The sequence below is a fragment of the Citrobacter sp. Igbk 17 genome (assembly GCF_028069775.1).
In the GTDB taxonomy this organism is placed as follows: domain Bacteria; phylum Pseudomonadota; class Gammaproteobacteria; order Enterobacterales; family Enterobacteriaceae; genus Citrobacter.
Map to the genome: position 1 here is coordinate 76,659 of NZ_JANEWI010000001.1, position 26,413 is coordinate 103,071.

Here is a 26,413-nt window from a genome sequence, read left to right on the forward strand (position 1 = left end):
AGAAGAGAAAATGCCGGATAGCGGTGTAAACACCTTATCCGGCCTACGGTATACGAGATTTTGTAGGCCGGATAAGCGTTAGCGCCATCCGGCATCACGTAACGCAACCGCTATCAGGATACCAGCAACTGGTTCATTCGACGGATGAACTGGTTAGGGTCTTCCAGCGTACCGCGCTCAGCAAACAACGCCTGATCCAGCAGCAGTTCGACCCACTCTTTAAACTGAGCTTCGTCCTGAGTATCCGCCGTGCGTTTTACCAACACGTGGTCTGGATTCAGTTCAAAGATATATTTCACTTCCGGCACAGCCTGGCCCGCAGCGGCAAACAACTTCGCCATCTGGGTACTCATTTCGTCTGCGTCAGTGGTGACAATCGCTGGCGTATCGGTTAGACGGTGCGTCAGACGCACTTCTTTCACACGGTCGCCCAGCAGGGTTTTCACGCGTTCAACAAACGGCGTCAGCGCTTTTTCCGCTTCTTTTGCCGATTCATCAACTTCGTCTGCCAGCTTGTCGATAGACTCGTCAGCTTTAGCGACAGACTGGAACGCCTTACCGTCGAATTCAGTCAGGTAGTTCATCATCCACTCATCGATGCGGTCAGAAAGCAGCAGGACTTCGATACCTTTCTTACGCAGCAATTCGAGGTGCGGGCTGCTCTTCGCCGCCGCATAGCTGTCTGCAGTAATGTAGTAGATCTTCTCCTGCCCTTCTTTCATCCGTGAGACATAGTCTTCCAGCGACACGGTCTGTGCGGAAGAATCTGTGTGTGTGGATGCGAAGCGCATCAGCTTAGCGATGGTTTCCTGGTTAGCGTGATCTTCCGCCGGCCCTTCTTTCAGTACCAGGCCAAACTGTTTCCAGAAGGTCTGGTATTTTTCAGCGTCATCTTTTGCCAGTTTTTCCAGCATCTGCAATACACGTTTGGTCAGTGCGCTACGCAGATTACGGGTGACGGTGCTGTCCTGCAGGATCTCACGAGACACGTTCAGCGGCAGATCGTTGGAATCTATCAGACCGCGCACAAAGCGCAGATAGTTCGGCATGAACTGCTCAGCGTCATCCATGATGAATACACGTTGAACGTACAGTTTCAGACCATGCTTGTGATCGCGGTTCCACATATCCCACGGGGCCTGTGACGGAATGTACAGCAGGCTGGTGTATTCCTGCTTACCTTCCACACGGTTGTGGCTCCAGGTCAGCGGATCGGTGAAGTCATGCGCGATATGCTTGTAGAATTCGTTGTACTCGTCGTCTTTGATTTCTGACTTGTTACGCGTCCACAGCGCCTGTGCCTTGTTGATTTTCTCCCAGGAAACAACGGTTTCACCGTCTTTTTCTTCCTGTTTTTCAATCTCTACCGGCAGCGCGATATGATCGGAATATTTGCTGATGATGGAACGCACGCGCCAGTCATCCAGGAACTCGTCTTCCCCTTCACGCAGGTGCAGAGTGATTTCGGTACCGCGGTCTTCTTTGGTAATGTCGGCAACGGTGTATTCACCTTCGCCCGCAGATTCCCAGAACACACCGTTTTCAGGCTTATCACCCGCAGCACGGGTACGCACAGTGACTTTATCCGCCACAATAAACGCGGAATAGAAGCCTACCCCGAACTGGCCGATCAACTGGCTGTCTTTTGCCTGATCGGAGCCCATGGATTCGAGGAAAGATTTGGTACCGGATTTCGCAATGGTCCCCAGATGATCGATAACGTCATCACGGTTCATCCCCACGCCGTTATCAGCAATGGTCAACGTACGCTTATCTTTATCGAAGGAAACACGCACACGCAGCTCACCATCACCTTCATACAGGTCCGGATTAGACAGGGCGCGGAAACGCAGCTTGTCTGCCGCATCCGAGGCGTTAGAGATAAGCTCACGCAGGAAGATTTCTTTATTGGAATACAGAGAATGGATCATCAGGTGCAGAAGCTGTTTTACTTCTGACTGAAAACCACGAGTTTCTTGTCCTTTCATGTAGATCTACCTCAACAATGCCATTTTTAATGGTAAAAACACGTTGAGGGTGAAATGGGGACAAGCGGGAAGGATTTCAAGCGGAAGCCGCCGTCGCGGCCTCCGTTTGTTCAGAATTTAATCTTGTGTCGTCCTGCCAGAGAGTGCGACAGTGTCGTACCGTCGACCATTTCCAGCTCGCCGCCTACCGGTACGCCATGAGCGATACGGCTGGCTTCAACGCCATATTGCATACAAAGCTCAGCAATATAGTTGGCGGTTGCCTCTCCTTCGACCGTGGGATTGGTCGCCAGGATCAGTTCGTTGATGTGTTCAGACGCCAGTCGCTGCTCCAGACGATCGAGCCCGATATCATCAGGCCCGATGCCATCCAGCGGCGACAGGTGTCCCATCAGCACAAAGTAACGTCCGGAAAACTGCCCGGTTTGCTCAATGGCGTAGATGTCCGCCGGACTCTCCACCACACAAATCTGACCATTTTCCTGGCGACGCGGGTTTGAACAGATGTTGCAGACATCTTGCTCCGTGAAGGTGCGGCAATCGGCACAGTGGCCGATTTCCGACATCGCTTTCGTTAACGCCTGCGCCAGACGCATCCCGCCGCTGCGATCGCGCTGCAGGAGCGTGAACGCCATGCGCTGCGCCGACTTCGGGCCAACACCCGGCAGACAGCGCAATGCTTCCATCAGCTGAGTTAACAGCGGGCTGGTTTGCATCAGAACGGCATCTTAAAGCCAGGTGGCAACTGCATACCGGAGGAAACGGAGGCCATTTTCTCTTTCTGCGTTTCTTCAATGCGACGTGCCGCATCGTTGAATGCTGCAGCAACCAGATCTTCCAGCATCTCTTTGTCGTCTTCCAGCAGGCTTGGATCGATTTCCACGCGACGGCAGTTATGCGCACCGTTGATGGTCACTTTTACCAGACCTGCGCCAGATTCTCCGGTGACTTCCAGCTTGGCGACTTCTTCTTGCATCTGCTGCATTTTTTCTTGCATCTGCTGGGCCTGTTTCATCAGGTTACCCAGACCGCCTTTACCAAACATAGGCTTCTCTCTCAATCACGTTAAGGGATGACGACCGTCAAACCATTAGGCTCACGATCAAATGGGGCGAATACTCTCTTCGTCCAGGTCCGCGTCGAAAAAACGGCGCAGCGTCTGAATGTTATTATCCGCAATAATCGACTCACGCGCCTGCGCGAGTTTCTCTTCGTAAATGGCCTGACGCCATTCCAGCGGCGTACGCACCGCAGGATTATCATCTTCAACGATGGTCAATTCAACTGTTGACCCCGTTAAGGTACTCAATGCTTCAGCCAGTTTTTGCTGCGCGCCGCTGGAATTAAGATGGCGCTGCGTAGAACGCAGATGCAGGCAAACCACATTGCCATTTTCTTCTTTCCAGGCATTCAGCGCTACCTGCTCCACCAGTTTGGGCAACGAAAGCTGGCTCACCTGCGCAGCCCAGGGATCGCGCTCAATGGCTTCAGCCGCAAGCTTTGCGGCCAGCTCTGGCGTTTTTTCGTGTTCCAGCGCTTTTTTCAGCGCTTTCGGCGTGGCGACGACTTCTTTGACTTCTGCAACTGGATTGGTCGCTTTCCAGCGATAGGCTTCTTTTTTCGCCGGCGCGTTTTCCAGCGCAGAGACAGCAGGGCGAGCCTGAACACGTTCAGACACCGAAGCCAGTCTTTCCAGCGCAGCATTATTCACCGGCCGCGCGCGGGAAGCGGCTGCCGGTTCACTCTTTTTTGGTTTGGTCGCTCCCTGAGCGCGCTGCAGCTGACTACGTGCCGCCAGTACCTGGCTGGTGGCGTCAGATAACGGCACATCATGATGCACCGGTGCAGACTGTTGCGGTGGGACCTGCGTCGGGGTCAGCACCGCGGTGGGTGCTGCCGGGGCAAACGACTGTCGCGGTACTTCAGGCTCCGGAAGCGGCTGGCGCGGATGAAAAGCCAGTGCACGCAGCAGCGTCATTTCTACCCCCATACGTCGGTCTGGCGCATACGGTAATTCTTTGCGCCCAATTAACAACGTCTGGTAGTAAAGCTGCACATCGGTCGGTGGTACAGTCCGCGCCAGTTCGCGTAAACGCTGCTCAATTGCGGCCATATCACTGCCAAGCGCGGCGGGTGAAAGTTGTACCATCGCAATACGATGCAGCAAAGCCGACATCTCAACCAACAACGCTTCCCATTCAATGCCGCGCGCGGCGGCATCATGCAGCAGCGTCATGACGCGCTCACCATCCGCAGCAACAACCGCCTCAACGAGCGACAGCGCCTGATCGTCATCCAGCGTACCGAGCATAGTGCTCACCGCCTGGGTAGAGACCTGTCCATCGCCGCTGGCAATCGCCTGATCGGTCAGACTCAGCGCATCACGCAGGCTGCCATCCGCTGCACGGGCCAGCAACTGCAGCGCACGAGGCTCATGAACGATATGCTCTTCATTGAGGATATGTTCAAGCTGATGACGAATCTGCTCAACATCCAACGCCTTAAGGTGGAATTGCAAACAACGTGACAGGATAGTCACAGGCAGTTTTTGCGGATCGGTGGTCGCCAGCAGGAATTTGACGTGCGCAGGCGGCTCTTCGAGCGTTTTCAGTAAAGCGTTAAAACTGTGGCGCGACAGCATGTGCACTTCGTCGATCAGATAGACCTTAAAGCGACCACGCGCTGGCGCATACTGGACGTTATCCAGCAGATCGCGGGTGTCTTCAACTTTGGTTCGCGACGCAGCATCGATCTCAATCAGATCGACAAAACGCCCCTGCTCGATTTCGCGGCAGTTATCACATACACCACAAGGCGTAGCCGTGATGCCGGTTTCACAGTTCAGTCCCTTCGCCAACAAACGGGCGATAGAGGTTTTTCCGACGCCACGAGTGCCGGAAAAAAGATATGCATGATGAATACGCCCTAACGACAAGCCGTTCGCCAGTGCCGTCAGCACATGTTCCTGGCCGACGACGTCAGCAAAGGTTTGTGGGCGCCATTTTCGGGCTAAGACCTGATAACTCATTGGCTGGCTCTGAAAGGCTGGAGGGTGGATTCACAAGGGGGTAATGCTAACACAACCTCGCACCGACGGCGAGGTTGACACGTTATATTCGGGCGCTATCGTTACAGCCAGTTTGGTTTCGGGCAGCGCGCAGAAACCGGAACGTACACGCAGTACGTGAGGATGTTGAGCACTGACCGGAGCCAAAATGGCAAAAAAGAGAGTCCGAACTTAGTGGCCCGGGAATGGGACCAGGCTGTAACAAGTCAGCCCCTGTTTTTCCAGGCGTTGTTCGCCGCCCAGATCGAACAGATTAATGATAAAAGCAGCATCGGTCACTTCGCCGCCCAGACGACGGATCAGCTTCACGGTCGCTTCAATCGTGCCACCGGTTGCCAGCAGGTCGTCAACGACCAGAACTTTATCGCCTGGTTTGATGGCATCAACATGGATTTCCAGCTGATCGGTGCCGTATTCCAGCTCGTAGCTCTCAGCAATGACTTCACGCGGAAGCTTACGCGGTTTACGCACGGGAACAAACCCGACGCCCAGGCCCAACGCGACCGGTGCGCCAAACAGGAAGCCACGCGCTTCAGTACCGACCACTTTGGTAATACCGGCATTTTTGTAACGTTCAACCAGCAATTCGATGCTGAGCGCGTACGCTTTCGGGTCTTCCAGCAAACTGGTGACATCACGGAAAAGAATGCCCGGTTTCGGGTAGTCGTGGATGCTTTTGATGCTATTTTTGAGAAACTCAAGCTGCTGTGCAGTCGCGGTCATAAGTTTGTGCCTGATTAATACAGTATTACTTCACGGCGCACTATACACTTCATCCTTCAAGCTACCTCTTTGTTGGCTGCCTTCATTCATCCCAGTCACTTACTGATGTAAGCTCCGGGGATTCATTCAGTTGCCGCCTCGACGTATCTTGAATGATTTTGTGTCTATATTAAGGGCCAGGGTTACATTTGCTTAACCTTTGACCACCTGCGCCTGTGCTCGAAAACGGTTGAATTTACTGGCTGTGAGAGACAATTGCAACAGCGATTATTGTGCTTCAGTGCTTTTGTTGCTTTTCATCAACCACCGGGATTCGCCACATAAAAATCAGCAAACAGGTGAGAATCACCAGCAGCAGCACGCGAACCCACAACATATTAACGAACCACAACGAAACGCTAAAGGTCAGCACGATCAACAAAATAGCGCGAGGTTTGGCTCCCGGCGGCATCGCGCGGTGTTTTTGCCAGTGGCGCAAATAACCGCCAAACCACGAACGATAAAGCAGCCAGGCGTGAAAGCGAGGCGATGAACGCGCAAAACACCAGGCGGCCAGCAGGATAAATGGCGTGGTAGGCAACAGTGGCAATACAATGCCCAGCGTGCCTAACACTACCGCTACCCAGCCAATGATGATTAGAATAATGCGTTGCATAATATGAGTACTTAACACAGAGAATCGCTACTTTAGCATAACAGTTCTCATTTTCATCGGAGTGTTGTCGTGAAAATCGTCATGCTACTACAGAAGCTCGAAAGTCAACTCAATAGCCTGCGCCAGCAATGTGCCCCCCTGGCGCATCACGCAACGCTCAGCGCCCGTTTCGATCGTCATCTTTTTCGTACTCGCAGCACGCTGTTGCAGGCTTGTCTGGATGAAGCTGGCGATAATCTTGCCGCCCTGCGTCGTGCCGTTGAGCAGCAACAATTGCCGCAAATTGCCTGGCTTGCGGAACATCTCGCCTCACAGTTAGAAGCGATTTCACGCGAATCCGCCACCTGGTCACTGAGGGAGTGGGACAGCGCCTCGCCGGGTCTTGCCCGCTGGCAACGTAAACGCGTTCAGCATCAGGAATTTGAACGGCGTCTGGTTGAGATGACACGCAAACGTAAAGAGCAATTGGCTCTGGCCTCGGGGTTTGAGGAGCAGCAAAAGCTGCACCGAGAAGTCGAGGCGTTCGAAGCACGACTGGCACGCTGCCGTCATGCGCTGGCAAGGATTGAAAACGTGCTGGCGCGTTTAACCCGCTAATCACCGGAGAATGTATGTCCCTTGAAAACGCCCCGGACGAGGTCAAATTGGCCGTCGATTTGATTGTTTTGCTTGAAGAGAATCAGCTACCAGCGCGCACGGTGCTACGCGCGCTGGAGATCGTTATGCGTGATTATGAAAACAAACTTAAAACTGCGGAAGACGCCTCGCAAACTGATTAATTGCTCTCTGGTCTGCCATTGGCTTCGGTGCCAGAGTCGTCGCAACATCACGACAATAACGGACCGATCATGGAACGACTCCCCACGATGCGGTCTTTCGGCAGGTTGAATCACGTAATATCGCACAAAAAATGCTCACCCGCGGTCTGGAACTGGATTTGATTACGCACCTTACGGGCCTGACGCAGGAAGAACTGGTCGCGCTGTCGCACTAAATGCAATCAGGGCGGCTATTTGCCGCCCTGATTGCAACTTAACCTACAGAAGGCGTCGGATCGTCGCCTTTGATGATGTCACGCTTAACCTCTGTCACTGTGTCACCTTTGGCATTATGCAGGTGCACTTCGAGTTGGTTAAAGGCGATATCAATATTGTTTTCACGACATAAACGATCAACCGCGCGGTTCAGTTCATCGACCGTGTGGCTGCGATCCCGCAGTTCGCGAACGTATAAACGCAGTTCATGATCCAGCGTGCTGGCACCGAAAGCAGTAAAGAACACTGCCGGCTCCGGATCGTGCATCACTTTCGGATGTTCTGTTGCCGCCTGTAGCAGCACTTTCTTCACTTTATCCAGATCTGAACCATAAGCCACACCAATACGAATAACCAAACGTGTGGTGGTATCAGACAGTGACCAGTTGATCAGACGTTCCGTCACAAACGCCTTATTCGGGATAATGACCTCTTTGCGATCGAAGTCGGTAATCGTTGTTGCACGAATACGGATCTTGCTGACCGTACCGGAGAACGTACCAATGGTAACCGTATCGCCAATACGTACCGGACGTTCAAACAGAATAATCAGGCCCGAGACGAAGTTACCGAAGATTTCCTGTAAGCCAAAACCCAGACCAACCGACAGGGCCGCTGCCAGCCACTGGAGTTTGTCCCACGATACGCCGAGCGATCCGAAGACGGTCATTGCGCCGATAGCTATAATCGCGTAATTGAGGATCGTGGTGATGGCATACGATGCGCCCTGGCGCATTTTGAGTCGCGAGAGCACCAGCACTTCGAGCAGACCCGGTAAGTTGCGGATCAGTGCCCACGCCACCATCGAGGCAATAATGGCAAACAACAAACTGCCCATGGTGACATCTTTCACCACTGCAGCTCCCGCTTCAGTACCGTTGTAATGCCAAAGCGTAATGCTGTCGAGATAACTAAACACAGTGATCAGATCGGACCAAATTGCCCAGAACAGAACACCAAACAGAGCCACCATCAACAGCATCGTAATACGCAGCGTTTGCTGGTTTACCTGTTCCAGCGCTATGGTCGGTTCTTCCTGCGGCTCTGCGCCTTCGGCCCCTTCTTTCACCAGATTCTGGCGACGCGCTAACGCGCGACGCCAGGCGATGCGGCGTGCCGCCACGCTCAACCCACGCAGCACCGTCTGGTATAGCAGGTTCCAGACAATAACCAGATAAACCGTTTCAATCCAACGACCGGACAGGCGCAGCGTGGTATAGAAATAACCCGTCGCCGTCAGCACCATCAACGCAACCGGAATAATGGACAGCACGGTGATAGTGACCAGACGCAGACCGTGCGACTCTTTGTCACGCCAGCTTTCACGGCACATTGGCCACACCAGGAAGGCGATCAGCAGCAGGTTAAGGAAAATAACGACTTGCCCTAACACATCATCCATCAGATTCAGCGGCGACAGTTCAGCAATAACCGACCAGAAGTTAAGCGGCAACAGCGCAAGGCTAATACGCACAATCTGGCGACGCCAGTGGCTGGTCTGTTTCGCTGGCATGCCAAAATGACGTATCGCCACGCCATCTTTTTCCAGTACCTTCCAGCACAGACCGAACACCAGCCAGAAAACGGTCATCTTCTTACTGAATGCCCACAGCAGATCGCTGACGTTTAATTGCATCGTCAGCAGAATCAAGCCTACAGCGAGAATAATCAGACATGCGGGTAAGGCTCTGATCAAATCAATCAGTATCGCTTTTGGCGTATTGAGCTGGCTGTCATTACGCAAGTTCCCCACCGCCGCGGCGAGTTTTGCCTGATACTCTTTCAGCCATTTCAGACGCCAGCGGATGAGCCCGGCAATAAGCAGCAACGGCAGACCGGCCAGGAACGCAATGAATACCGCCGGCCAGGCTTTTTCCCAGTTCACGGTAATTTTCATCGACTTAAACTGGTCTTTAAGCGTTTGCGGGAACGCCTTGATCCAGTCCCAGTCCATCGGGCGGTTACTGTTTACCCAGAAGATTTGCTGCGTGAGGATCCCTTTCAGATTTTTCGATACGCTCATTAACTGCTGTTGATTAATTTGCAGGTTAATGGCCATCATCAATTGGTTACCCAACTGCTTATTCAGTTGGTCCAACAGTTCACGACGCATATCCACAACCTGCAGCAGGGCATCATGGACTTCGCCATTCACCTCATTGCTGTGCCCTTCTTCTAGCTTGGCGACAAACGCATCATTCTGGAATAGCGCATCACGCTGCTGGTTGACCTCGAATTGTTCCAGACGTAAGTCGGCAATACGGTTGGTCATGTCGGCAAGTTCATCTGCCGACGGCAGCGTTTGCTGTTGCTGGTACAGAATGCGTGACAACAGCAGGCTGCCTTTCAGCACGGCGATTTGTTCTTTAATATTGCGCTCAGATTGCAACGCACGATCAAGCCAGTTTTTGACTTTAATGTTTTGCTGCATCAGCGTGTTGCCGTTTTCGGTGGCAGATATCAGACGCTGGCTGAGCTGATGGTTAATATCAAGTTCTTGTTTAACTAGCGGGTTGGTCTGGATACGCGCCGCTTCGTCTGGTGTTACCGCTTCCTGCGCCGTCTTTTCGGTTAGCGTCAGACGTTTGCTGTTCACCGCTTCTTGCAGCAACTGAAGCTGATGTTCGAGACGATTCGTATTCGCCGTTACATAATCACGTTGTTTCTGCAAGGTATCCTGCAAAACCGTGTTGCCTTCCAGACTCTTACGCTGTTGATCGATCTGCGCGCTCAGCAACGCTTGCTGCGCCTGCAGCAACACCTGTTGGCTGGGGCGTAATGCCGCCTCACCCACATTAGTCCCATCCAGGCGATTGCGGATTTGCTGCATTTGCTGTGATGCGGTGTACATCGCATTTTGCACACGCTCTGGCTGCGTTTGCAGCGAAACCAACTGACTGTTGTAGGCTGCAAGGTCGTTTTGCGCGCTTTGCAGATCGTCCAGCACCTGGGCGACACGAGATTCAAGCTGGCGCAGAGAGAGCGTACTTAGCGTTTTCCGCGTTTCATCGTCATTATCGACATCGCTGAGTGAATTCAACGCATCCGTTGCCTGGCGCATTTTCTCCGGCGCCTGAGCCACTTTCTGACGAAGCTGTACGGTCTCATCTTTTACGCGATCTATTTTATCCAGCGTGGCGATAGTATCGATAAGATCCTGCTGAACCAGTTTGTCCTGCGCGGAAAGATCTTTTTGTTTATTCAGCGCATCCAACTGGCTCTGAATATCCACTTTTGTCGGCAGTTCACCATTCTGTTGCGCTCGCGCAAATGCTGATGACTGGCTGGACAGCAATAGAATGAAGAAAAGAATGCTTATAGCAATAAGATGCTGTGAACGTTTATAGAGCTGCAACATAGTCATGAGAATGAACGTTTCTGAACCGGGAAAGTGACCGAAAATAGTCAAGCGGCAAGAATATCACGGCTGTGGCGGACAGAATAGCAGGAGGGAAACCCTCCAGGAGAATTCCTGGTATTGGGTCTGACAGTTAGCTCGTCTCTGCGACCTTCACACGCAGTGTCGGACAAAGCAGACACATCTCCAGTAGCACTGCAACGTAGTCGCGCGCCTCTTTTCGCAAATCAAACGATTCGGGCGCAAATAACCAGTTCTCAATGATCCCGGAGATATAACTACGCAGTAGTACTGCCACACGGCGCGTATTCAGATTCTCCGGCAACATGTTTGCAGCCATACAGTGTCGCAGCGTTTGTTCGATCCGGTCATAGTTTTCAAGACACAGGCTGCGTTGAACCAGTTGAACTGTTGCTATTTCCCCGACAAATTCGCATTTGTGGAATATAATCTCCATCAATAAACGTCGGCGTTCTTCAGTCACGGTCGCTTCAAGAACGTAAACTAATATTTCTCTTAATACTGATAGTGGATCGTCGGGGAATTTTGCCTGATACTCAGTTTCTAACTCATCAATGTTAGGTTTTGCTAGCTCCCAGATTTCACTGAATAAATCCGACTTGTTTTTGAAATGCCAATAGATAGCACCGCGAGTTACACCAGCGGCTTTTGCGATCTCCGCAAGCGAGGTGGATGATACCCCTTGCTGCGAAAACAAACGCAGAGCAACATCCAGAATGTGCTGCCGTGTTTCCTGTGCTTGTTGTTTGGTTTTTCGTGCCATATGTCAGTGAATTTACAGGCGTTAGATTTACATACATTTGTGAATGTATGTACCATAGCACGACGATAATATAAACGCAGCAATGGGTTTATGGGCTTTAAGCCATTGATCAATTTGAAATCGGACACTCGAGGTTTACATATGAACAAAAACAGAGGGTTAACGCCTCTGGCAGTCGTTCTGATGCTCTCAGGCAGCTTAGCGCTAACAGGATGTGACGACAAACAGGCCCAACAAGGGGGCCAGCAGATGCCAGAAGTTGGAGTTGTGACGCTCAAAACTGAACCTCTACAGATCACAACTGAACTCCCAGGTCGCACCAGTGCTTTTCGCATTGCGGAAGTTCGCCCTCAGGTCAGCGGTATTATCCTGAAGCGTAACTTTACCGAAGGCGGCGACATTGAAGCGGGTGTGTCTCTCTATCAGATTGATCCTGCTACTTACCAGGCCGCGTACGAAAGTGCGAAAGGCGATCTGGCCAAAGCACAAGCAGCGGCAAATATCGCTCAGCTGACGGTTAAACGTTATCAGAAACTGTTGGGTACGAAGTACATCAGTCAACAGGACTACGATAGCGCGCAGGCAGATGCACAACAGGCGAACGCTGCTGTTGTCGCTGCGAAAGCCGCGGTAGAAACCGCTCGTATCAATCTGGCCTATACCAAAGTCACGTCGCCAATCAGCGGCCGCATTGGTAAGTCATCCGTTACTGAAGGCGCACTGGTGCAAAACGGTCAGGCGACCGCACTGGCGACCGTTCAGCAGCTGGATCCCATCTATGTCGATGTGACGCAGTCAAGTAACGATTTCCTGCGCCTGAAACAAGAGCTGGCCAATGGCACGCTGAAGCAAGAGAACGGTAAAGCGAAAGTTGAACTGGTCACCAGCGACGGTATTAAATTCCCGCAGTCCGGTACGCTGGAGTTTTCGGATGTGACGGTTGATCAAACCACTGGATCAATTACGTTACGCGCAATCTTCCCGAACCCGGATCACACCTTACTGCCGGGTATGTTCGTCCGTGCGCGTCTGGAAGAAGGGACAAACCCAACGGCGTTACTGGTTCCGCAGCAAGGCGTTACTCGCACACCGCGTGGTGATGCCAGTGCATTGGTTATCGGTGCTGATGACAAAGTTGAAACGCGTCAAATTGTGGCAGCACAAGCAATTGGCGACAAATGGTTAGTCACTGAAGGACTTAAGCCGGGCGACCGTGTGATTGTAAGTGGGCTGCAGAAAGTTCGTCCTGGCGCTCAGGTAAAAGCGCAGGAAGTCACCGCGGATAATAACCAGCCAGCCGCAAGCGGTAGCCAGCCTGAACAGTCCAAGTCTTAACTTAAACAGGAGCCGTTAAGACATGCCTAATTTCTTTATCGATCGCCCCATATTTGCGTGGGTGATCGCCATTATCATCATGTTGGCAGGGGGGCTCGCGATCCTCAAATTGCCGGTAGCGCAATATCCTACTATTGCACCTCCGGCAGTGACGATCTCCGCGACCTACCCTGGCGCTGATGCCAAAACAGTACAGGATACTGTTACGCAGGTTATCGAACAGAATATGAACGGTATCGATAACCTGATGTACATGTCCTCAAACAGTGACTCCACGGGTACCGTGCAGATCACCTTAACCTTCCAGTCCGGTACTGATGCGGATATCGCGCAGGTACAGGTGCAGAACAAACTGCAGCTGGCCATGCCGTTACTGCCTCAGGAAGTACAGCAGCAAGGGGTTAGCGTTGAGAAATCATCCAGTAGCTTCCTGATGGTTGTTGGTGTTATCAACACCGATGGCACAATGACGCAGGAAGATATCTCGGATTACGTCGCCGCTAACATGAAAGACACCATCAGCCGTACTTCAGGCGTCGGTGACGTGCAGCTATTCGGTTCACAGTACGCGATGCGTATCTGGATGGACCCAACCGAACTGAACAAATACCAGCTTACGCCGGTTGATGTAATTTCCGCGATTAAAGCGCAGAACGCCCAGGTTGCAGCCGGTCAGCTTGGTGGTACGCCACCCGTGAAAGGCCAGCAACTGAACGCCTCTATCATTGCTCAGACGCGTCTGACCTCCACCGACGAATTCGGCAAAATTCTGCTGAAAGTGAACCAGGATGGCTCCCAGGTTCGTCTGCGCGATGTAGCGAAGATTGAACTGGGTGGTGAAAACTACGACATCATTGCGAAGTTCAACGGCAAGCCTGCGTCTGGTCTGGGTATCAAACTGGCTACCGGTGCGAACGCCCTGGATACCGCAGCGGCTATCCGCGCTGAACTGGTGAAGATGGAACCGTTCTTCCCATCAGGCCTGAAAATTGTTTATCCGTATGACACAACACCGTTCGTGAAAATCTCTATTCACGAAGTCGTGAAGACGCTGGCGGAAGCAATCATCCTCGTATTCCTGGTTATGTATCTGTTCCTGCAGAACTTCCGCGCGACGCTGATTCCGACCATCGCCGTCCCGGTCGTGTTGTTGGGTACTTTTGCTGTGCTGGCGATTTTCGGCTTCTCGATAAACACGCTAACGATGTTCGGGATGGTGCTCGCCATCGGCCTGTTGGTGGATGACGCCATCGTGGTGGTCGAGAACGTTGAACGTGTCATGGCTGAAGAAGGGCTACCACCGAAAGAAGCAACGCGTAAATCAATGGGCCAGATTCAGGGCGCATTGGTGGGTATCGCGATGGTATTGTCAGCGGTATTTATCCCAATGGCCTTCTTCGGGGGTTCTACCGGTGCGATTTACCGTCAGTTCTCCATCACCATTGTTTCCGCAATGGCGTTGTCTGTACTGGTGGCGTTGATTCTGACCCCTGCCCTGTGTGCAACAATGCTTAAACCGATTGCTAAAGGCGATCACGGTGAAGGTAAAACGGGCTTCTTCGGTTGGTTCAACCGCATGTTCGATAAGAGCACGCACCACTACACCGATAGCGTAGGCGGTATTCTGCGCAGCACCGGTCGTTACCTGGCGCTGTATCTGATCATCGTCGTCGGCATGGCCTATCTGTTTGTTCGCCTGCCAAGCTCCTTCCTGCCAGATGAAGACCAGGGTGTATTCCTGACCATGGCTCAGCTGCCAGCAGGTGCAACGCAAGAGCGTACCCAGAAAGTGCTGGACGAAGTGACGGATTACTACCTGACCAAAGAAAAAGCGAACGTTGAATCGGTGTTTGCGGTTAACGGCTTCGGCTTTGCTGGTCGTGGTCAGAACACCGGTATCGCATTCGTCTCTCTGAAAGACTGGAGTGAACGTCCAGGTGAAGAGAACAAGGTAGAAGCGATTACTCAGCGTGCGATGGGGGCGTTCTCGCAGATTAAAGACGCCATGGTATTCGCCTTTAACCTGCCAGCAATCGTAGAACTGGGCACCGCGACGGGTTTCGACTTCCAGTTGATTGACCAGGCCGGTCTGGGCCATGAAAAATTGACTCAGGCGCGTAACCAGTTGTTTGGTGAAGTCGCGAAACATCCTGATCTGTTAGTGGGCGTACGTCCTAACGGTCTGGAAGATACTCCGCAATTCAAGATCGATATCGATCAGGAAAAAGCGCAGGCTCTGGGTGTTTCCATTAGTGACATTAATACAACGCTGGGCGCTGCATGGGGCGGAAGCTACGTGAACGACTTCATCGACCGTGGTCGTGTGAAGAAAGTTTACGTCATGTCTGAAGCCAAATACCGTATGTTGCCGGAAGATATTGGAAACTGGTATGTCCGTGGTAGTGATGGACAAATGGTGCCGTTCTCTGCGTTCTCTTCCTCGCGTTGGGAATATGGTTCACCGCGTCTGGAACGCTATAACGGTCTGCCGTCCATGGAAATCTTAGGCCAGGCCGCACCGGGTAAAAGTACCGGTGAAGCGATGGCAATGATGGAACAACTGGCCAGCAAACTGCCATCCGGTATCGGCTATGACTGGACAGGCATGTCCTACCAGGAACGACTGTCCGGTAACCAGGCACCTGCCCTGTATGCGATTTCACTGATCGTCGTCTTCCTGTGTCTGGCAGCATTGTACGAGAGCTGGTCAATTCCATTCTCCGTTATGCTGGTCGTTCCGCTGGGGGTTATCGGTGCGCTGCTGGCGGCAACGTTCCGTGGTTTGACCAACGACGTTTACTTCCAGGTGGGCCTGCTCACAACCATTGGGTTGTCGGCGAAGAACGCGATATTGATCGTCGAATTCGCCAAAGACTTGATGGATAAAGAAGGCAAAGGTCTGGTAGAGGCGACACTGGACGCGGTTCGTATGCGTTTACGTCCGATTCTGATGACATCGTTAGCCTTTATCCTCGGCGTAATGCCGTTGGTTATCAGCTCCGGTGCAGGTAGTGGCGCGCAGAACGCCGTCGGTACTGGCGTAATGGGCGGGATGGTCACTGCAACCGTATTGGCTATCTTCTTTGTTCCGGTGTTCTTTGTGGTGGTCCGCCGCCGCTTTAGCCGCAAGAACGAAGATGTTGAACATAGCCACTCAGTTGAGCATCATTGATACATTCCTAAAGATAAGGCCGCGCAAGCGGCCTTTTTTCTGGAAAAAAATCATAAAAAGCGCTTATTGCGATTTCGTTTATTTTCTCTTGTTTAAATAAGCGATATAATCCTTGTGAGCTTAAAGGCTATTCTTAAAAAACGTCACGAACCCTTATTTACTTAAATAAATATTAAGACTATTCCTAGTTTTCGTTCACGGAGTCGGTTGTCGCCTTTCGTTGCTAAACCTAAACAAGATAACTTGATGATTGACCGAGAATAAAGAAGTTGTTCCATTTCGAATACCGGCATGTATCTGTTAAAATGTAAAAATGGGACTGCATCATAATTTTACATAATTGTAATTTTTCGTGATATGACGATGAAATCTTTTTTAGAGTAGATTATAGTTAAATCATCAGGAGTCGCGGGCAAGTTCCAGGTCGTTTGTTGTATCCATCCCGAAAGGTGTTCGGTTAGTCTAAACCACTAAGAAGGGGATGCGTTATGGATGAATACTCACCGAAAAGACATGATATCGCGCAGCTTAAATTTCTCTGCGAAACTCTGTATCATGACTGTCTTGCAAACCTTGAACAAAGCAACCATGGTTGGGTAAATGACCCTACCTCTGCAACCAGCTTGCAGCTCAATGAACTGATAGAGCATATTGCAACCTTCGCACTTAATTATAAAATTAAGTACAATGAGGACAATAAGCTGATCGCGCAGATTGATGAATACCTGGATGACACTTTTATGTTGTTCAGCAGTTATGGTATTAATACGCAGGATCTGCAGAAATGGCGGAAGTCAGGTAATCGACTATTTCGCTGTTTTGTCAATGCCACCAGGGCTAATCCTGTCAGTTTGTCTTGTTAAAAATTATTACAATCATAGGTAAGAGTTATGTCCGATAAACCATTAACTAAAACAGATTATTTGATGCGCCTACGACGCTGTCAAACAATTGACACGCTTGAACGTGTTATTGAGAAAAATAAATATGAATTGTCTGACAATGAACTGGCTGTATTTTACTCAGCCGCCGATCATCGTCTTGCTGAATTGACAATGAATAAGCTCTACGACAAGATCCCAACATCTGTTTGGAAATTTATTCGTTAATTGCTCATGAGGTTAAGTCAGGTATCGCGAAACATTTGTTTGTCTGACTGACCATTTCCCGTACCAACAACCATTATTTAATTCAAATCACGTGATTGCGATCACAGTGAGAAAACGGGAACGTTCCCCTTCCCTGCATTGCGTTTTACTGTACTGTGACTGCCTATCAGCAAACAGGAAAGTTCGTAATGAGTGAAGATAAGCAAAAGATGATCGCCGGCGAATTGTATCGCCCGGCAGATGAAACGTTGCGCAACGATCGTCTCCGCGCACGCCAACTCATCCACCGATACAATGCCACCGCACCCGATGCGCAGAGTGAACGTCAGGCTATCTTGCGCGATCTATTGGGTCAAAGCGAAGACGCTTACATTGAGCCCTCTTTTCGTTGTGACTACGGGTATAACATTTATCTCGGCAAAGCGTTTTACGCCAACTTCGACTGCGTCATGCTTGATGTCTGCCCAATCCACATCGGTGATAACTGTATGCTGGCACCGGGAGTCCATATCTATACGGCAACCCATCCATTGGACGCTAACGAACGCAACAGCGGAGTTGAACTAGGGAAACCTGTAACCATCGGGAATAATGTCTGGATCGGGGGGCGCGCAGTAATAAATCCGGGCGTAACTCTGGGCGACAACGTGGTTGTGGCGTCAGGTGCAGTGGTGACTAAAAGCGTTCCGGCAAACACCGTCGTCGGGGGCAATCCGGCACGGATCATCAAAACACTGTGATCTGATATGTAACTGTTATGCTAAATTGTGGTTAATCTGTTACTTTTCTCAGAGAGTATCCCCTTTTAAAATAGGCTGATCCCTCCTGACTATTGCAGACTTCACGAAGGCAAGAGATGACAGAAATACAACGCCTGCTTACCGAAACCATCGACGACTTAAATATTCGCGAAAAGCGCGACAACAAACCGCGCTTTAGCATCAGCTTTATTCGTAAACATCCAGGGCTATTTATCGGCATGTATGTTGCGTTTTTTGCCACGCTGGCGGTAATGCTGCAATCAGAAACGCTGGTCGATTCGGTATGGCTGTTGGTTGTACTGTTCGTCTTACTCAACGCCTTTTTCTTTTTTGACGTTGCGCCGCGTTACCGCTTTGAAGATATTGACGTACTGGATTTCAGAGTCTGCTATAACGGTGAATGGTATAACACGCGCTTTGTGCCGCCCTCACTCATCGACACTATCCTGCGTTCTCCCCAAGTCGACAGTGAGCATAAAGCCCAATTGCAAAAAATGATAACGCGGAAAGGTGAACTGTCATTTTATGATGTCTTCACATTAACCCGCGCGCAGACCAGTCAGTAATCACGCCCTGTCACAAACAAAAAAAGTGCGTCCCCCGAGGGGAACGCACTTCAGTCCCTGCAATGCTGGCAAAGTGACTAACGTCTTTTTTTACGGCCCTGTACCGCTTTAAACCGCGGATTCGTTTTGCAGATGACATACAAACGCCCTTTGCGTTTGACTATCTGGCAGTCAGGGTGCCGTTGTTTGGCGCTGCGAAGTGAATTGAGTACCTGCATCTTAACCTCGCTTAGTGCCAATAAAGTGGCCGAAACGTTTCTGGAAACGAGCCGCGCTGCCTTCGTTATCGAAGGTTTTTTGTTTACCGGTGTAGTACGGATGTGACTTAGACGAGATATCAAGCGTTACGTACGGGTACATTTGTCCCTCGAACTCAATCTCTCGTTCGGTTTTGATAGTCGAACCGACCTTAAAGTATTCATTGGCACTGGTATCGTGAAACACCACTGGGCGATAAAAAGGATGGATATCCGGTTTCATGGCAACCTCAATTTGTTACGTTATAACATATCCATCAAAATACACCACTCCCGTACAGATCTCAACCTGATTTATGCTATGGGTAATTTATCGGAGTGATAAGTGGCCCTAAATATATGATGCCAATCGAATTGCTTTTTTAGCTTTCGGATATACTTTCTCTACGCTGTGTTAATAAGGATATCACTGTGACAACACGACATCTGATTGGCCTGGTGGCGGGAATACTGGTTCTGTCCATCCTCGTACCGGTGTGTTTAAGCCTGTGGCTGGCACATCGTCAGGTCGAAACGAAATTTATAGATGAGCTTGATTCATTTTCCAGCCGGGTCGCTTTGCGTACGGAACGCGTTGGCGAGCAGGCAAAAAAAGCGCTACGCAAAATAGAAGCCTTCCAGGGTGTGCCCTGCTCAGAGGAACATTTGCTGGAAATGCGCCGGTTGTCCTACAGCTACCGTTATATTCAGGAAGTGATGTACCTCAAAGACAATGTTCCACAATGTTCCTCCCTTGAGAAAAGGAGCCAGGCTGCTGCGTTTCCGCCACCAATGAAAATTACGCTTGATGGCTATCGTGCCTGGTTAACTTCGCAAAATGACCTCGGAATACAGCGTTTTATGGCGGCGCTCGGCAGCGAGCATTATGTGGTGATGATCGACCCTGGCTCGTTCATTGATGTTATCCCATTTGGTTCATGGCCTATCGAAGTCGCCATTGTGGGTACAGTAAGCAACGTCGTGGTGGCCAGTAGTGCCGATCTCCCCTTGGACGTGTTACATCAACTGCAAAAAGACAGTTCTATCAGCCATTTTCAAAAAGAGGGCAGTATTTATAATTCTCGCCCTTTCCCCGAACTAGGTATCACTATCGTCAGCTGGGCGTCGACATTACCTTTGCAAAAATCCTGGCACCGACAGGCGCTGATCTGGCTCCCGGCAGGGATTATTATTGGCCTGCTCACCGCCTTCTTTATTCTGCGTATTTTGCGCCGCTTGCAGTCCCTCCATCACCAATTGCAAGACGCCATTCAGAACCGGGCTATCAAGGTCCATTACCAGCCCATTATTTCGCTCAAAACAGGAAAGGTCGTGGGTGCAGAAGCACTGGCTCGTTGGCGACAAGCTGACGGTAGCTATCTCTCACCCGATATTTTTATCCCCCTGGCCGAAGAGACCGGCCTGACAGAACCACTCACACGTTTGATTATTGAAAACGTCTTCGAAGATCTAGGTAAATGGCTGCATCAACATCCTCAACAGCATATATCACTCAACCTTGAGTCGGCCGATTTAAAGTCCGAAACACTTCCGGCACTGCTAAGCCGCATGGTGAACCACTGGCAACTACAACCCGCACAAATTGCCCTGGAACTGACTGAGCGTGAATTTGCCGACCCGAAAAACAGTGCACCGTTTATCGCCAAATACCGTCAGGCAGGCCACTCTATTTATATTGATGATTTTGGTACAGGCTACTCCAGCCTGAGTTATTTGCAGGATCTGGATGTAGATATCCTGAAGATAGACAAATCGTTTGTTGACGCGCTGGAATACAATAACGTCACGCCACATATTATCGAGATAGCCAAAACGCTGAAGCTGGAAATGGTGGCGGAAGGCATCGAGACCGAGAACCAGGAAAGCTGGCTCCGTCAACATGGCGTACAGTATGGTCAAGGCTGGCTGTACAGCAAAGCACTGCCAAAGGCGGAATTTATTCTGTGGGCGGAAAAACGACTCTAACAGGGCACTGGCGTGTATTGAGATGGCTGGCGGCACGCCGCACAGCCAGTCACGTCACTCTTCCATAATGGGCGAGAATCCACCGTAGATCATTCGCTTGCCATCAAATGGCATAGACTCACCAAACTCCTTCATACGGGGATCGGACATCATCTTCTGATTCGCCGCATCGCGGACTTCTTTAGAAGGGTATTCAATCCAGCTGAATACCACTTCTTCATGATCCTGCGCTTTTACCGCCATACGAAAATCGGTCAACTTACCGTCGGGAACATCATCAGCCCAACACTCCACAACGCGCAGTGCACCGAACTCCTTGAAAAGCGGCGCAGCCTTTGCTGCCATCGCGATATATGCCTCCTTGTTTTCGGCAGGAACGGCAACAACAAAACCATCAACATACTTCATCAGATAAACCTCCGAAGTGTACTGCGCGGCAAGCCGATTCCGGCCGCGTCAGTCGAGGTTAAGTTTAGTCGTCAGCAGGCGATTACGCCGTAGGCTCATTCCGAACACGAATACGTGACTGCGGCTGATGACGAAACCACGGCAGGCAAATCTGAATTAACGGTCCAATAGCTAACGCATACAGCACCGTTCCAACACCCACGGTTCCGCCAAGAAGCCAACCACTGAGCAAAACCGACACCTCAATTGCGGTCCGGATAGTCCGTACAGACCAACCAGTACGCGCATGAATGCCGGTCATCAAGCCGTCACGTGGGCCCGCCCCAAAACCGGCACCGATGTACAGACTGGTCGCTAGCGCATTCAAGATAACCGCCGCCACCAACAGTCCACTGCGCGTCAGTAGCGATTCAAATCCCGGGATCACCGCCAGCGCGGCATCTGCAGCCAAACCAATCATAATGACATTGCTGAGAGTGCCAAATCCGGGGCGCTGGCGCAGTGGTATCCATGCCAGCAGGACCAGTACCCCCACGGCGATGATCACCAGGCCGATATTCATCGATAATAGATTTGCCACGCCCAGATGAAATACGTTCCACGGGTCAGCCCCTAAATCTGCACGTACAAACATCGCCGTCGAAACGCCGTACAGCGCCAGTCCGATATACAGCTGAAGTAAACGACGCAGCATAATTTTCTCCTCACCTCTCAGATAGCTTTCATCTTCACCGCAATTGGCACTATGATTAATGTCCAGTTTTCAGAAAGTGGACTGCTATGTCATCTCGCCGTTATGGAAGCCAGTCCCTGCAGCGCCTGCTCGGGCACTGGCAGGAGACCCCCTCACGTACACCTATCTGGCGACAGTTGGCAGAGGCACTGCGCCTGCTGATCCTGGATGGCCGACTGGCACTGGATACGCGCTTACCCGGCGAACGCGAACTGGCCGCCGTGCTTGAAGTCAGTCGCACGACGATTGCCAGCGCAATGGCGCAACTGCGGGAAGAAGGGTATCTGGAAAGCCGCCATGGAAGTGGTTCACGCGTGATCCTGCCGGAACATATCCGCCATGTTCCGACGCGAACCGGCACCAGCACCGCGCTGGATTTGTCCACAGCGGCGCTCAGCGCCGGGCCCGAAATTCATCATGCATACCAGCAAGCCCTGCTCGCGATGCCACAGCATTTGCTAAGTTCAGGGTATTTACCCCAGGGGTTACCAACGCTGCGCGAATCTATTGCCCGGCATTATTGCGAACGCGGATTACCCACACAGCCGGATGAAATAATGGTGGTGAATGGCGCAGTCAGCGGCCTGGCGCTGATCCTGCGTTTGCTCACGGGTCCCGGCGATCGTGTGTTGGTCGATCATCCTACCTATCCGCTCGCCATTGCAGCCATTCAAGGTGCGTCCTGCCGCCCCGTGGGCGTGTCACTGCCCGAACACGGTTGGGATACATCGGGCCTTGTTGCCACTATCGCGCAAACCGCGCCGAGAATGGCCTACCTGATGCCTGATTTTCACAATCCTACCGGACGTTGTATGGATGCGGCGACACGCCAGGCTATCGCCGATATCTCCGCCAGAACCCGCACGACACTGGTGGTGGACGAAACCATGGTCAATCTGTGGTATGACGCCCCGCCACCACCACCGCTGGCGGCATTCCATGATGACGCGCCCATCATCATGCTGGGATCGGCGGGGAAAAGTTTTTGGGGAGGTCTGCGTCTGGGATGGATTCGGGCCTCATCGCGTACCATTGCCGCGCTGGTACAGACTCGCGACACATTTGATTTAGGATCACCAGTACTTGAACAGCTTGCCACGGGCTGGTTGCTGGACAATGCGACCGATTTTCTTCCAGACAGACGGCAATTGCTCACCACCCGGCGCGATCGGTGCCATGACCTGATGAAGACACATTTCCCGGAGTGGCAGTTTACTCAACCGCAGGGGGGACTCTCTTTCTGGGTTGAATTACCCGATACGCTGGCGACGTTGTTTGCCGCGCGCGCTGAAAGTGCAGGTATTCAGTTGGGTACCGGGACGCGCTTTGGCCTGGATGGCGCATTCGATCGCTTCTTACGCATGCCCTTCGCACTGCCCGATGACACAATGCGCTCGGCCTTCCGGACATTGCAACCCATTTGGGACAACCTGCGTTTACAGGCAAGTCACGGGAAAATGCGCAAAATAATATGAGCGACGAGCCACAAAGCTCGTCATGCGCTAACTTAAACCCTCAATATCTACAGTTGGCGGGGAACCGGAAAACCTTTCAGGGAAATCACAAAATTCTCCCCGTCTTTCTTAATTTTCGCCCCGGCATCGCACCAGTCAGAAGCAATACGGAAAAATTCATCGCTACCGACATTCCAGCTCAGACGAACATGTTTCACATAACCGGAACGAAGCAATTCACAGGCTTCGCCATAATTACAGGCGGTTGAGAGCGGTTGTTGTTTCATTTTTTCTTCTTCAGTAATCTGCGCAGCGCTTTGATTTCTTTAGGAGTCAGTGCTTCAACCACGGATTCTTCCGTATGCTGGCTATCAATATCGTCAGCGGAGACTCCCGCCTCTTCAATGGCGGAAAACGCGATAAGCAGCAATTTTTCCGTCGAGATACTTAGGTTCTCATTATTCACTTCAGCGTAATGACGCAGCTTTTCTTTTAGCGCCTCATCAATTTTGACATTCAATACTGCGGTCGACATCGTAAAAAGTCCTTGTGGTCAGCCAAAGTCCACCGGCCGCAAGAGTCATATCTCTGCGCGATGGCGACGGCAAAAGCATCAAATAACATCCCCGAAACACATTGACAGCATTTGATGACAATAAAATGACAATACGATGACAAAGAAAAGAAGATGAGAAGAATTGAGATTGCCGGACGGCGGAATTGGGTGGGGGCCCTGCCAGCTACATCCCGGCACACACGTCATCTGCCCTGGCTGCTTCCTTCCGGACCTGACCTGGTGAACAGAGTAGCGTTGCGGGAGAACCAACAGAGCCCCCATTGAGAGCGTTGTTAACCAACGCGCAGGCGCATTATCACTGCTGCACCCTGTAATTGCAACCCATCCCGCATCGGATGCTGTTTTCTTGTGCAATGAAGCTTCACTACCTCGTCATTCGGGATTATGCTGGAGGATTAGCGCAGGAATAAACGATGGATATACAAGACTCTTTCCCTCAACGCGTCTGGCAAATCGTTGCCTCAATCCCCGAAGGATTCGTCACCACCTATGGCGATGTCGCCAGGCTCGCTGGCTCACCGCGCGCTGCACGCCAGGTGGGCGGTGTACTCAAGCGACTGCCTGAAGGTAGCACCCTGCCCTGGTATCGAGTGGTTAATCGTCACGGAATGATTTCACTGACAGGTCCTGACCTGCAACGACAACGCCAGGCATTGCTGGCGGAAGGTATTGTGGTTTCAGGGAGTGGACAAATCGATTTACAGCGCTATCGCTGGGTGTACTAACCCCCTCCGGACGGAGAGGGTTAGTATGCCCTTAGTACTGTGTCGGAGCAGGAACTGCGGAAGACGGATTCACCTGCGTGGGTGATGTTGACGGTACCGTTGTCGCGGCACCACCGCTCGCCTGTACAGGAACGGCCGTCTGCTGGACCGGGACCAGGGTCAGGTCGGCTTTAGTCCCCCCCTGATTAATCACCGTCTGGACGGTATCAGTAATAAAGACCAGCTTATCATTCACCGTAATCGCCGCACTCAGCAGAATACGCGCGTTTGGCTGAATATCTGCCGGATTAAACGGGAGCACGAAGCTGAATGGTGCTTGTTTGCCCTCGGTACGTACAACTTTTTGCGACAGCACTTTTGACGGTGCATCGGCAAGCGATGCATCTGACAGTGTAACGGTCAGCACGGCATCCGGCGGTAAAGCAACTTTCTGGCGGATCCATACCGTACCAGACACATTCGGCTGTTGAATTTTTGACTGTGTGTCAGCAATTGACGTATTAGGACTTGGCGCAGGTGTTTGAATATCTGCACTTTTACCAGCACAGGCCGCCAGAGCGACCGCAACCGCTAAACCACTTACCATGTGCACGAGTTTCATTAAATTCTCCTTCTCATCTATGCACCAGCGAGAACTTTCCTCGCCAGAAGAGTGGTTAACAAAAACATAACATGACTAAGTGTGGCACAAATTAGCAATTTCTGCTTGTAATAGGCCTGTAATTCAGACAATTGCACCCATCGGACCACTTTCAAAATTGCGTTATACTCTGCCTACCTCGCTGCGAGATCGCTATTACCTGGAGAGCACGTATGAGTCTGGCACTGAAAAATTTGCTGACATTGTTAAATCTGGAAAAAATTGAAGAAGGACTCTTTCGGGGCCAAAGTGAAGACTTAGGGTTACGTCAGGTTTTTGGTGGACAGGTTGTCGGTCAGGCGTTGTACGCCGCGAAAGAGACCGTGCCGGAAGAACGTCTGGTGCATTCCTTCCACAGCTACTTTTTACGGCCGGGCGACAGCCAAAAGCCCATCATCTATGATGTCGAGGTACTGCGCGATGGTAACAGCTTCAGTGCCCGCCGCGTTGCCGCGATCCAGAATGGGAAACCCATTTTTTATATGACCGCCTCTTTCCAGGCACCAGAAGATGGGTTTGAGCATCAAAAAGAGATGCCGGATGCGCCTGGTCCTGAAGAGCTTAAATCAGAAACTGAGATCGCCCGTTCAGTAGCTCACCTGCTGCCACCGCTATTGAAAGAAAAATTTATCAACGACCGCCCGCTGGAAGTCCGTCCGGTGGAATTTCATAATCCGTTAAAAGGTCACGTTGCCAACCCGACTCGCCAGGTATGGATCCGCGCTAACGGCACGCTGCAGGACGATCTTCGTGTACATCAGTATCTGCTCGGTTACGCCTCTGATCTGAACTTCTTGCCCGTTGCTTTACAGCCGTATGGCATTGGTTTTCTGGAAAAAGGAATTCAGATCGCTACGATCGACCATTCTATGTGGTTCCATCGTCCTTTTAATATCAATGAGTGGTTGTTGTACAACGTAGAAAGTACATCGGCCTCCGGTGCCCGGGGATTTGTACGCGGGGAGTTCTATACGCAGGATGGCGTGCTGGTCGCCTCTACCGTGCAGGAAGGGGTAATGCGTAATCGTAATTGATTTTTTTTCCGGCCTACAGGGTAAATTGTTGTAGGCCGGAAAAGCGTTTAGCACTATCCGAGAAATTG

The 26,413-nt window shown here is 51.4% G+C and carries 27 protein-coding genes, 1 other RNA gene and 1 other annotated feature; of the genes, 12 read left to right on the forward strand and 16 right to left on the reverse strand.

Annotated elements, in window-relative coordinates; all coding sequences use genetic code 11:
* Positions 1–113: 113 nt before the first annotated feature.
* The 6 genes from htpG to NNO08_RS00360 form a co-directional block, all read right to left on the reverse strand.
* The gene (gene htpG / locus NNO08_RS00335; RefSeq protein ID WP_271449469.1) at positions 114–1,988 is read right to left on the reverse strand and encodes a molecular chaperone HtpG; all 1,875 of its coding nucleotides are present in this window, start codon (positions 1,986–1,988) and stop codon (positions 114–116) included.
* A gap of 110 nt (positions 1,989–2,098) precedes the next feature.
* Positions 2,099–2,704: a recombination mediator RecR gene (recR, locus tag NNO08_RS00340; protein WP_079938353.1), complete on the reverse strand. Its 606-nt coding sequence runs from the start codon at positions 2,702–2,704 to the stop codon at positions 2,099–2,101.
* On the reverse strand, positions 2,704–3,033 hold the full coding sequence (locus NNO08_RS00345) for a YbaB/EbfC family nucleoid-associated protein (protein ID WP_003021764.1): 330 nt from the start codon (positions 3,031–3,033) through the stop codon (positions 2,704–2,706). Before NNO08_RS00345 ends, recR begins: the two co-directional genes overlap by 1 nt.
* 57 nt (positions 3,034–3,090) lie before the next feature.
* A complete protein-coding gene (dnaX, locus tag NNO08_RS00350; RefSeq protein WP_271449470.1) occupies positions 3,091–5,016 on the reverse strand; it encodes a DNA polymerase III subunit gamma/tau in 1,926 nt (641 codons plus the stop codon).
* Positions 3,694–3,758: a sequence feature (DnaX frameshifting element), on the reverse strand. Its footprint overlaps the gene before it by 65 nt.
* Before the next feature lie 210 nt (positions 5,017–5,226).
* Entirely contained in the window at positions 5,227–5,778 is a 552-nt protein-coding gene (apt, locus tag NNO08_RS00355; protein WP_006685676.1) for an adenine phosphoribosyltransferase, read from the reverse strand.
* Between the two features lie 277 nt (positions 5,779–6,055).
* Positions 6,056–6,433 carry a DUF454 family protein gene (locus NNO08_RS00360; protein WP_271449471.1) on the reverse strand — a complete coding sequence of 126 codons (378 nt, stop codon included), beginning with the start codon at positions 6,431–6,433 and terminating at the stop codon, positions 6,056–6,058.
* 69 nt (positions 6,434–6,502) lie between these two features.
* On the opposite strand from NNO08_RS00360, the gene priC reads away from it, so the two are divergent.
* Both priC and rsmS read left to right on the forward strand, forming a co-directional pair.
* Positions 6,503–7,030: a primosomal replication protein N'' gene (priC, locus tag NNO08_RS00365; RefSeq protein ID WP_271455947.1), complete on the forward strand. Its 528-nt coding sequence runs from the start codon at positions 6,503–6,505 to the stop codon at positions 7,028–7,030.
* 14 nt (positions 7,031–7,044) lie between these two features.
* A complete protein-coding gene (gene rsmS, locus NNO08_RS00370; protein ID WP_096758034.1) occupies positions 7,045–7,212 on the forward strand; it encodes a pleiotropic regulatory protein RsmS in 168 nt (55 codons plus the stop codon).
* A gap of 253 nt (positions 7,213–7,465) precedes the next feature.
* Here the strand turns inward: rsmS and mscK are convergent, their stop codons facing one another.
* A complete protein-coding gene (gene mscK / locus NNO08_RS00375; protein WP_271454015.1) occupies positions 7,466–10,831 on the reverse strand; it encodes a mechanosensitive channel MscK in 3,366 nt (1,121 codons plus the stop codon).
* 127 nt (positions 10,832–10,958) lie between these two features.
* Positions 10,959–11,609 (reverse strand): multidrug efflux transporter transcriptional repressor AcrR, encoded by a 651-nt coding sequence (acrR, locus tag NNO08_RS00380; RefSeq protein ID WP_271441600.1) that lies wholly within the window; start codon positions 11,607–11,609, stop codon positions 10,959–10,961.
* A gap of 141 nt (positions 11,610–11,750) precedes the next feature.
* Here acrR and acrA point away from each other — a divergent pair, with 141 nt between their 5' ends.
* From acrA to NNO08_RS00410, 6 genes are all read left to right on the forward strand, one after another.
* A complete protein-coding gene (acrA, locus tag NNO08_RS00385) occupies positions 11,751–12,944 on the forward strand; it encodes a multidrug efflux RND transporter periplasmic adaptor subunit AcrA (protein WP_048212410.1) in 1,194 nt (397 codons plus the stop codon).
* Between the two features lie 22 nt (positions 12,945–12,966).
* Positions 12,967–16,116, forward strand: a complete 3,150-nt coding sequence (acrB, locus tag NNO08_RS00390) for an efflux RND transporter permease AcrB (RefSeq protein WP_137384610.1) — start codon at positions 12,967–12,969, stop codon at positions 16,114–16,116.
* 488 nt (positions 16,117–16,604) lie between these two features.
* The gene (gene tomB, locus NNO08_RS00395; protein ID WP_003021733.1) at positions 16,605–16,979 is read left to right on the forward strand and encodes an Hha toxicity modulator TomB; all 375 of its coding nucleotides are present in this window, start codon (positions 16,605–16,607) and stop codon (positions 16,977–16,979) included.
* A 27-nt stretch (positions 16,980–17,006) separates the two neighbouring features.
* Positions 17,007–17,225 carry an HHA domain-containing protein gene (locus NNO08_RS00400; protein WP_002892050.1) on the forward strand — a complete coding sequence of 73 codons (219 nt, stop codon included), beginning with the start codon at positions 17,007–17,009 and terminating at the stop codon, positions 17,223–17,225.
* Between the two features lie 188 nt (positions 17,226–17,413).
* Positions 17,414–17,965 carry a maltose O-acetyltransferase gene (gene maa / locus NNO08_RS00405; protein WP_271441601.1) on the forward strand — a complete coding sequence of 184 codons (552 nt, stop codon included), beginning with the start codon at positions 17,414–17,416 and terminating at the stop codon, positions 17,963–17,965.
* Between the two features lie 116 nt (positions 17,966–18,081).
* The gene (locus tag NNO08_RS00410; protein WP_271455948.1) at positions 18,082–18,552 is read left to right on the forward strand and encodes a YlaC family protein; all 471 of its coding nucleotides are present in this window, start codon (positions 18,082–18,084) and stop codon (positions 18,550–18,552) included.
* 77 nt (positions 18,553–18,629) lie between these two features.
* Here NNO08_RS00410 and ykgO read toward each other — a convergent pair whose 3' ends face one another.
* Positions 18,630–18,770, reverse strand: a complete 141-nt coding sequence (gene ykgO, locus NNO08_RS00415) for a type B 50S ribosomal protein L36 (protein WP_005125190.1) — start codon at positions 18,768–18,770, stop codon at positions 18,630–18,632.
* Between the two features lies 1 nt (position 18,771).
* Complete coding sequence (locus NNO08_RS00420; protein ID WP_005125189.1) at positions 18,772–19,032, reverse strand: type B 50S ribosomal protein L31; 261 nt, start codon at positions 19,030–19,032, stop codon at positions 18,772–18,774.
* A gap of 188 nt (positions 19,033–19,220) precedes the next feature.
* On the opposite strand from NNO08_RS00420, the gene NNO08_RS00425 reads away from it, so the two are divergent.
* Positions 19,221–20,774: an EAL domain-containing protein gene (locus tag NNO08_RS00425; RefSeq protein ID WP_271455949.1), complete on the forward strand. Its 1,554-nt coding sequence runs from the start codon at positions 19,221–19,223 to the stop codon at positions 20,772–20,774.
* Between the two features lie 54 nt (positions 20,775–20,828).
* On the opposite strand, the gene NNO08_RS00430 is transcribed toward NNO08_RS00425, so the two are convergent.
* Both NNO08_RS00430 and yczE read right to left on the reverse strand, forming a co-directional pair.
* The gene (locus NNO08_RS00430; RefSeq protein ID WP_061067436.1) at positions 20,829–21,182 is read right to left on the reverse strand and encodes a DUF1428 domain-containing protein; all 354 of its coding nucleotides are present in this window, start codon (positions 21,180–21,182) and stop codon (positions 20,829–20,831) included.
* A gap of 82 nt (positions 21,183–21,264) precedes the next feature.
* Positions 21,265–21,876, reverse strand: a complete 612-nt coding sequence (yczE, locus tag NNO08_RS00435) for a membrane protein YczE (protein WP_271449476.1) — start codon at positions 21,874–21,876, stop codon at positions 21,265–21,267.
* Between the two features lie 86 nt (positions 21,877–21,962).
* Between yczE and yczR the strand changes: the two genes are divergently transcribed.
* Complete coding sequence (gene yczR / locus NNO08_RS00440; protein ID WP_271455950.1) at positions 21,963–23,390, forward strand: MocR-like transcription factor YczR; 1,428 nt, start codon at positions 21,963–21,965, stop codon at positions 23,388–23,390.
* A gap of 47 nt (positions 23,391–23,437) precedes the next feature.
* On the opposite strand, the gene NNO08_RS00445 is transcribed toward yczR, so the two are convergent.
* The 3 genes from NNO08_RS00445 to ffs form a co-directional block, all read right to left on the reverse strand.
* Positions 23,438–23,656, reverse strand: coding sequence for a hypothetical protein (locus NNO08_RS00445; RefSeq protein WP_271441606.1), 219 nt, complete (start codon positions 23,654–23,656; stop codon positions 23,438–23,440).
* The gene (locus NNO08_RS00450; RefSeq protein WP_048212417.1) at positions 23,653–23,904 is read right to left on the reverse strand and encodes a hypothetical protein; all 252 of its coding nucleotides are present in this window, start codon (positions 23,902–23,904) and stop codon (positions 23,653–23,655) included. The genes NNO08_RS00445 and NNO08_RS00450 overlap by 4 nt, the downstream gene beginning before the upstream one ends.
* A gap of 196 nt (positions 23,905–24,100) precedes the next feature.
* Positions 24,101–24,197: signal recognition particle sRNA small type (gene ffs, locus NNO08_RS00455), an RNA gene on the reverse strand.
* A 162-nt stretch (positions 24,198–24,359) separates the two neighbouring features.
* Between ffs and NNO08_RS00460 the strand changes: the two genes are divergently transcribed.
* Positions 24,360–24,671 carry an MGMT family protein gene (locus NNO08_RS00460; protein ID WP_137384616.1) on the forward strand — a complete coding sequence of 104 codons (312 nt, stop codon included), beginning with the start codon at positions 24,360–24,362 and terminating at the stop codon, positions 24,669–24,671.
* A 31-nt stretch (positions 24,672–24,702) separates the two neighbouring features.
* Here the strand turns inward: NNO08_RS00460 and NNO08_RS00465 are convergent, their stop codons facing one another.
* Positions 24,703–25,272: a YbaY family lipoprotein gene (locus tag NNO08_RS00465; RefSeq protein ID WP_137384617.1), complete on the reverse strand. Its 570-nt coding sequence runs from the start codon at positions 25,270–25,272 to the stop codon at positions 24,703–24,705.
* 212 nt (positions 25,273–25,484) lie between these two features.
* On the opposite strand from NNO08_RS00465, the gene tesB reads away from it, so the two are divergent.
* The gene (gene tesB, locus NNO08_RS00470; protein ID WP_271441608.1) at positions 25,485–26,345 is read left to right on the forward strand and encodes an acyl-CoA thioesterase II; all 861 of its coding nucleotides are present in this window, start codon (positions 25,485–25,487) and stop codon (positions 26,343–26,345) included.
* Positions 26,346–26,413: the final 68 nt, after the last annotated feature.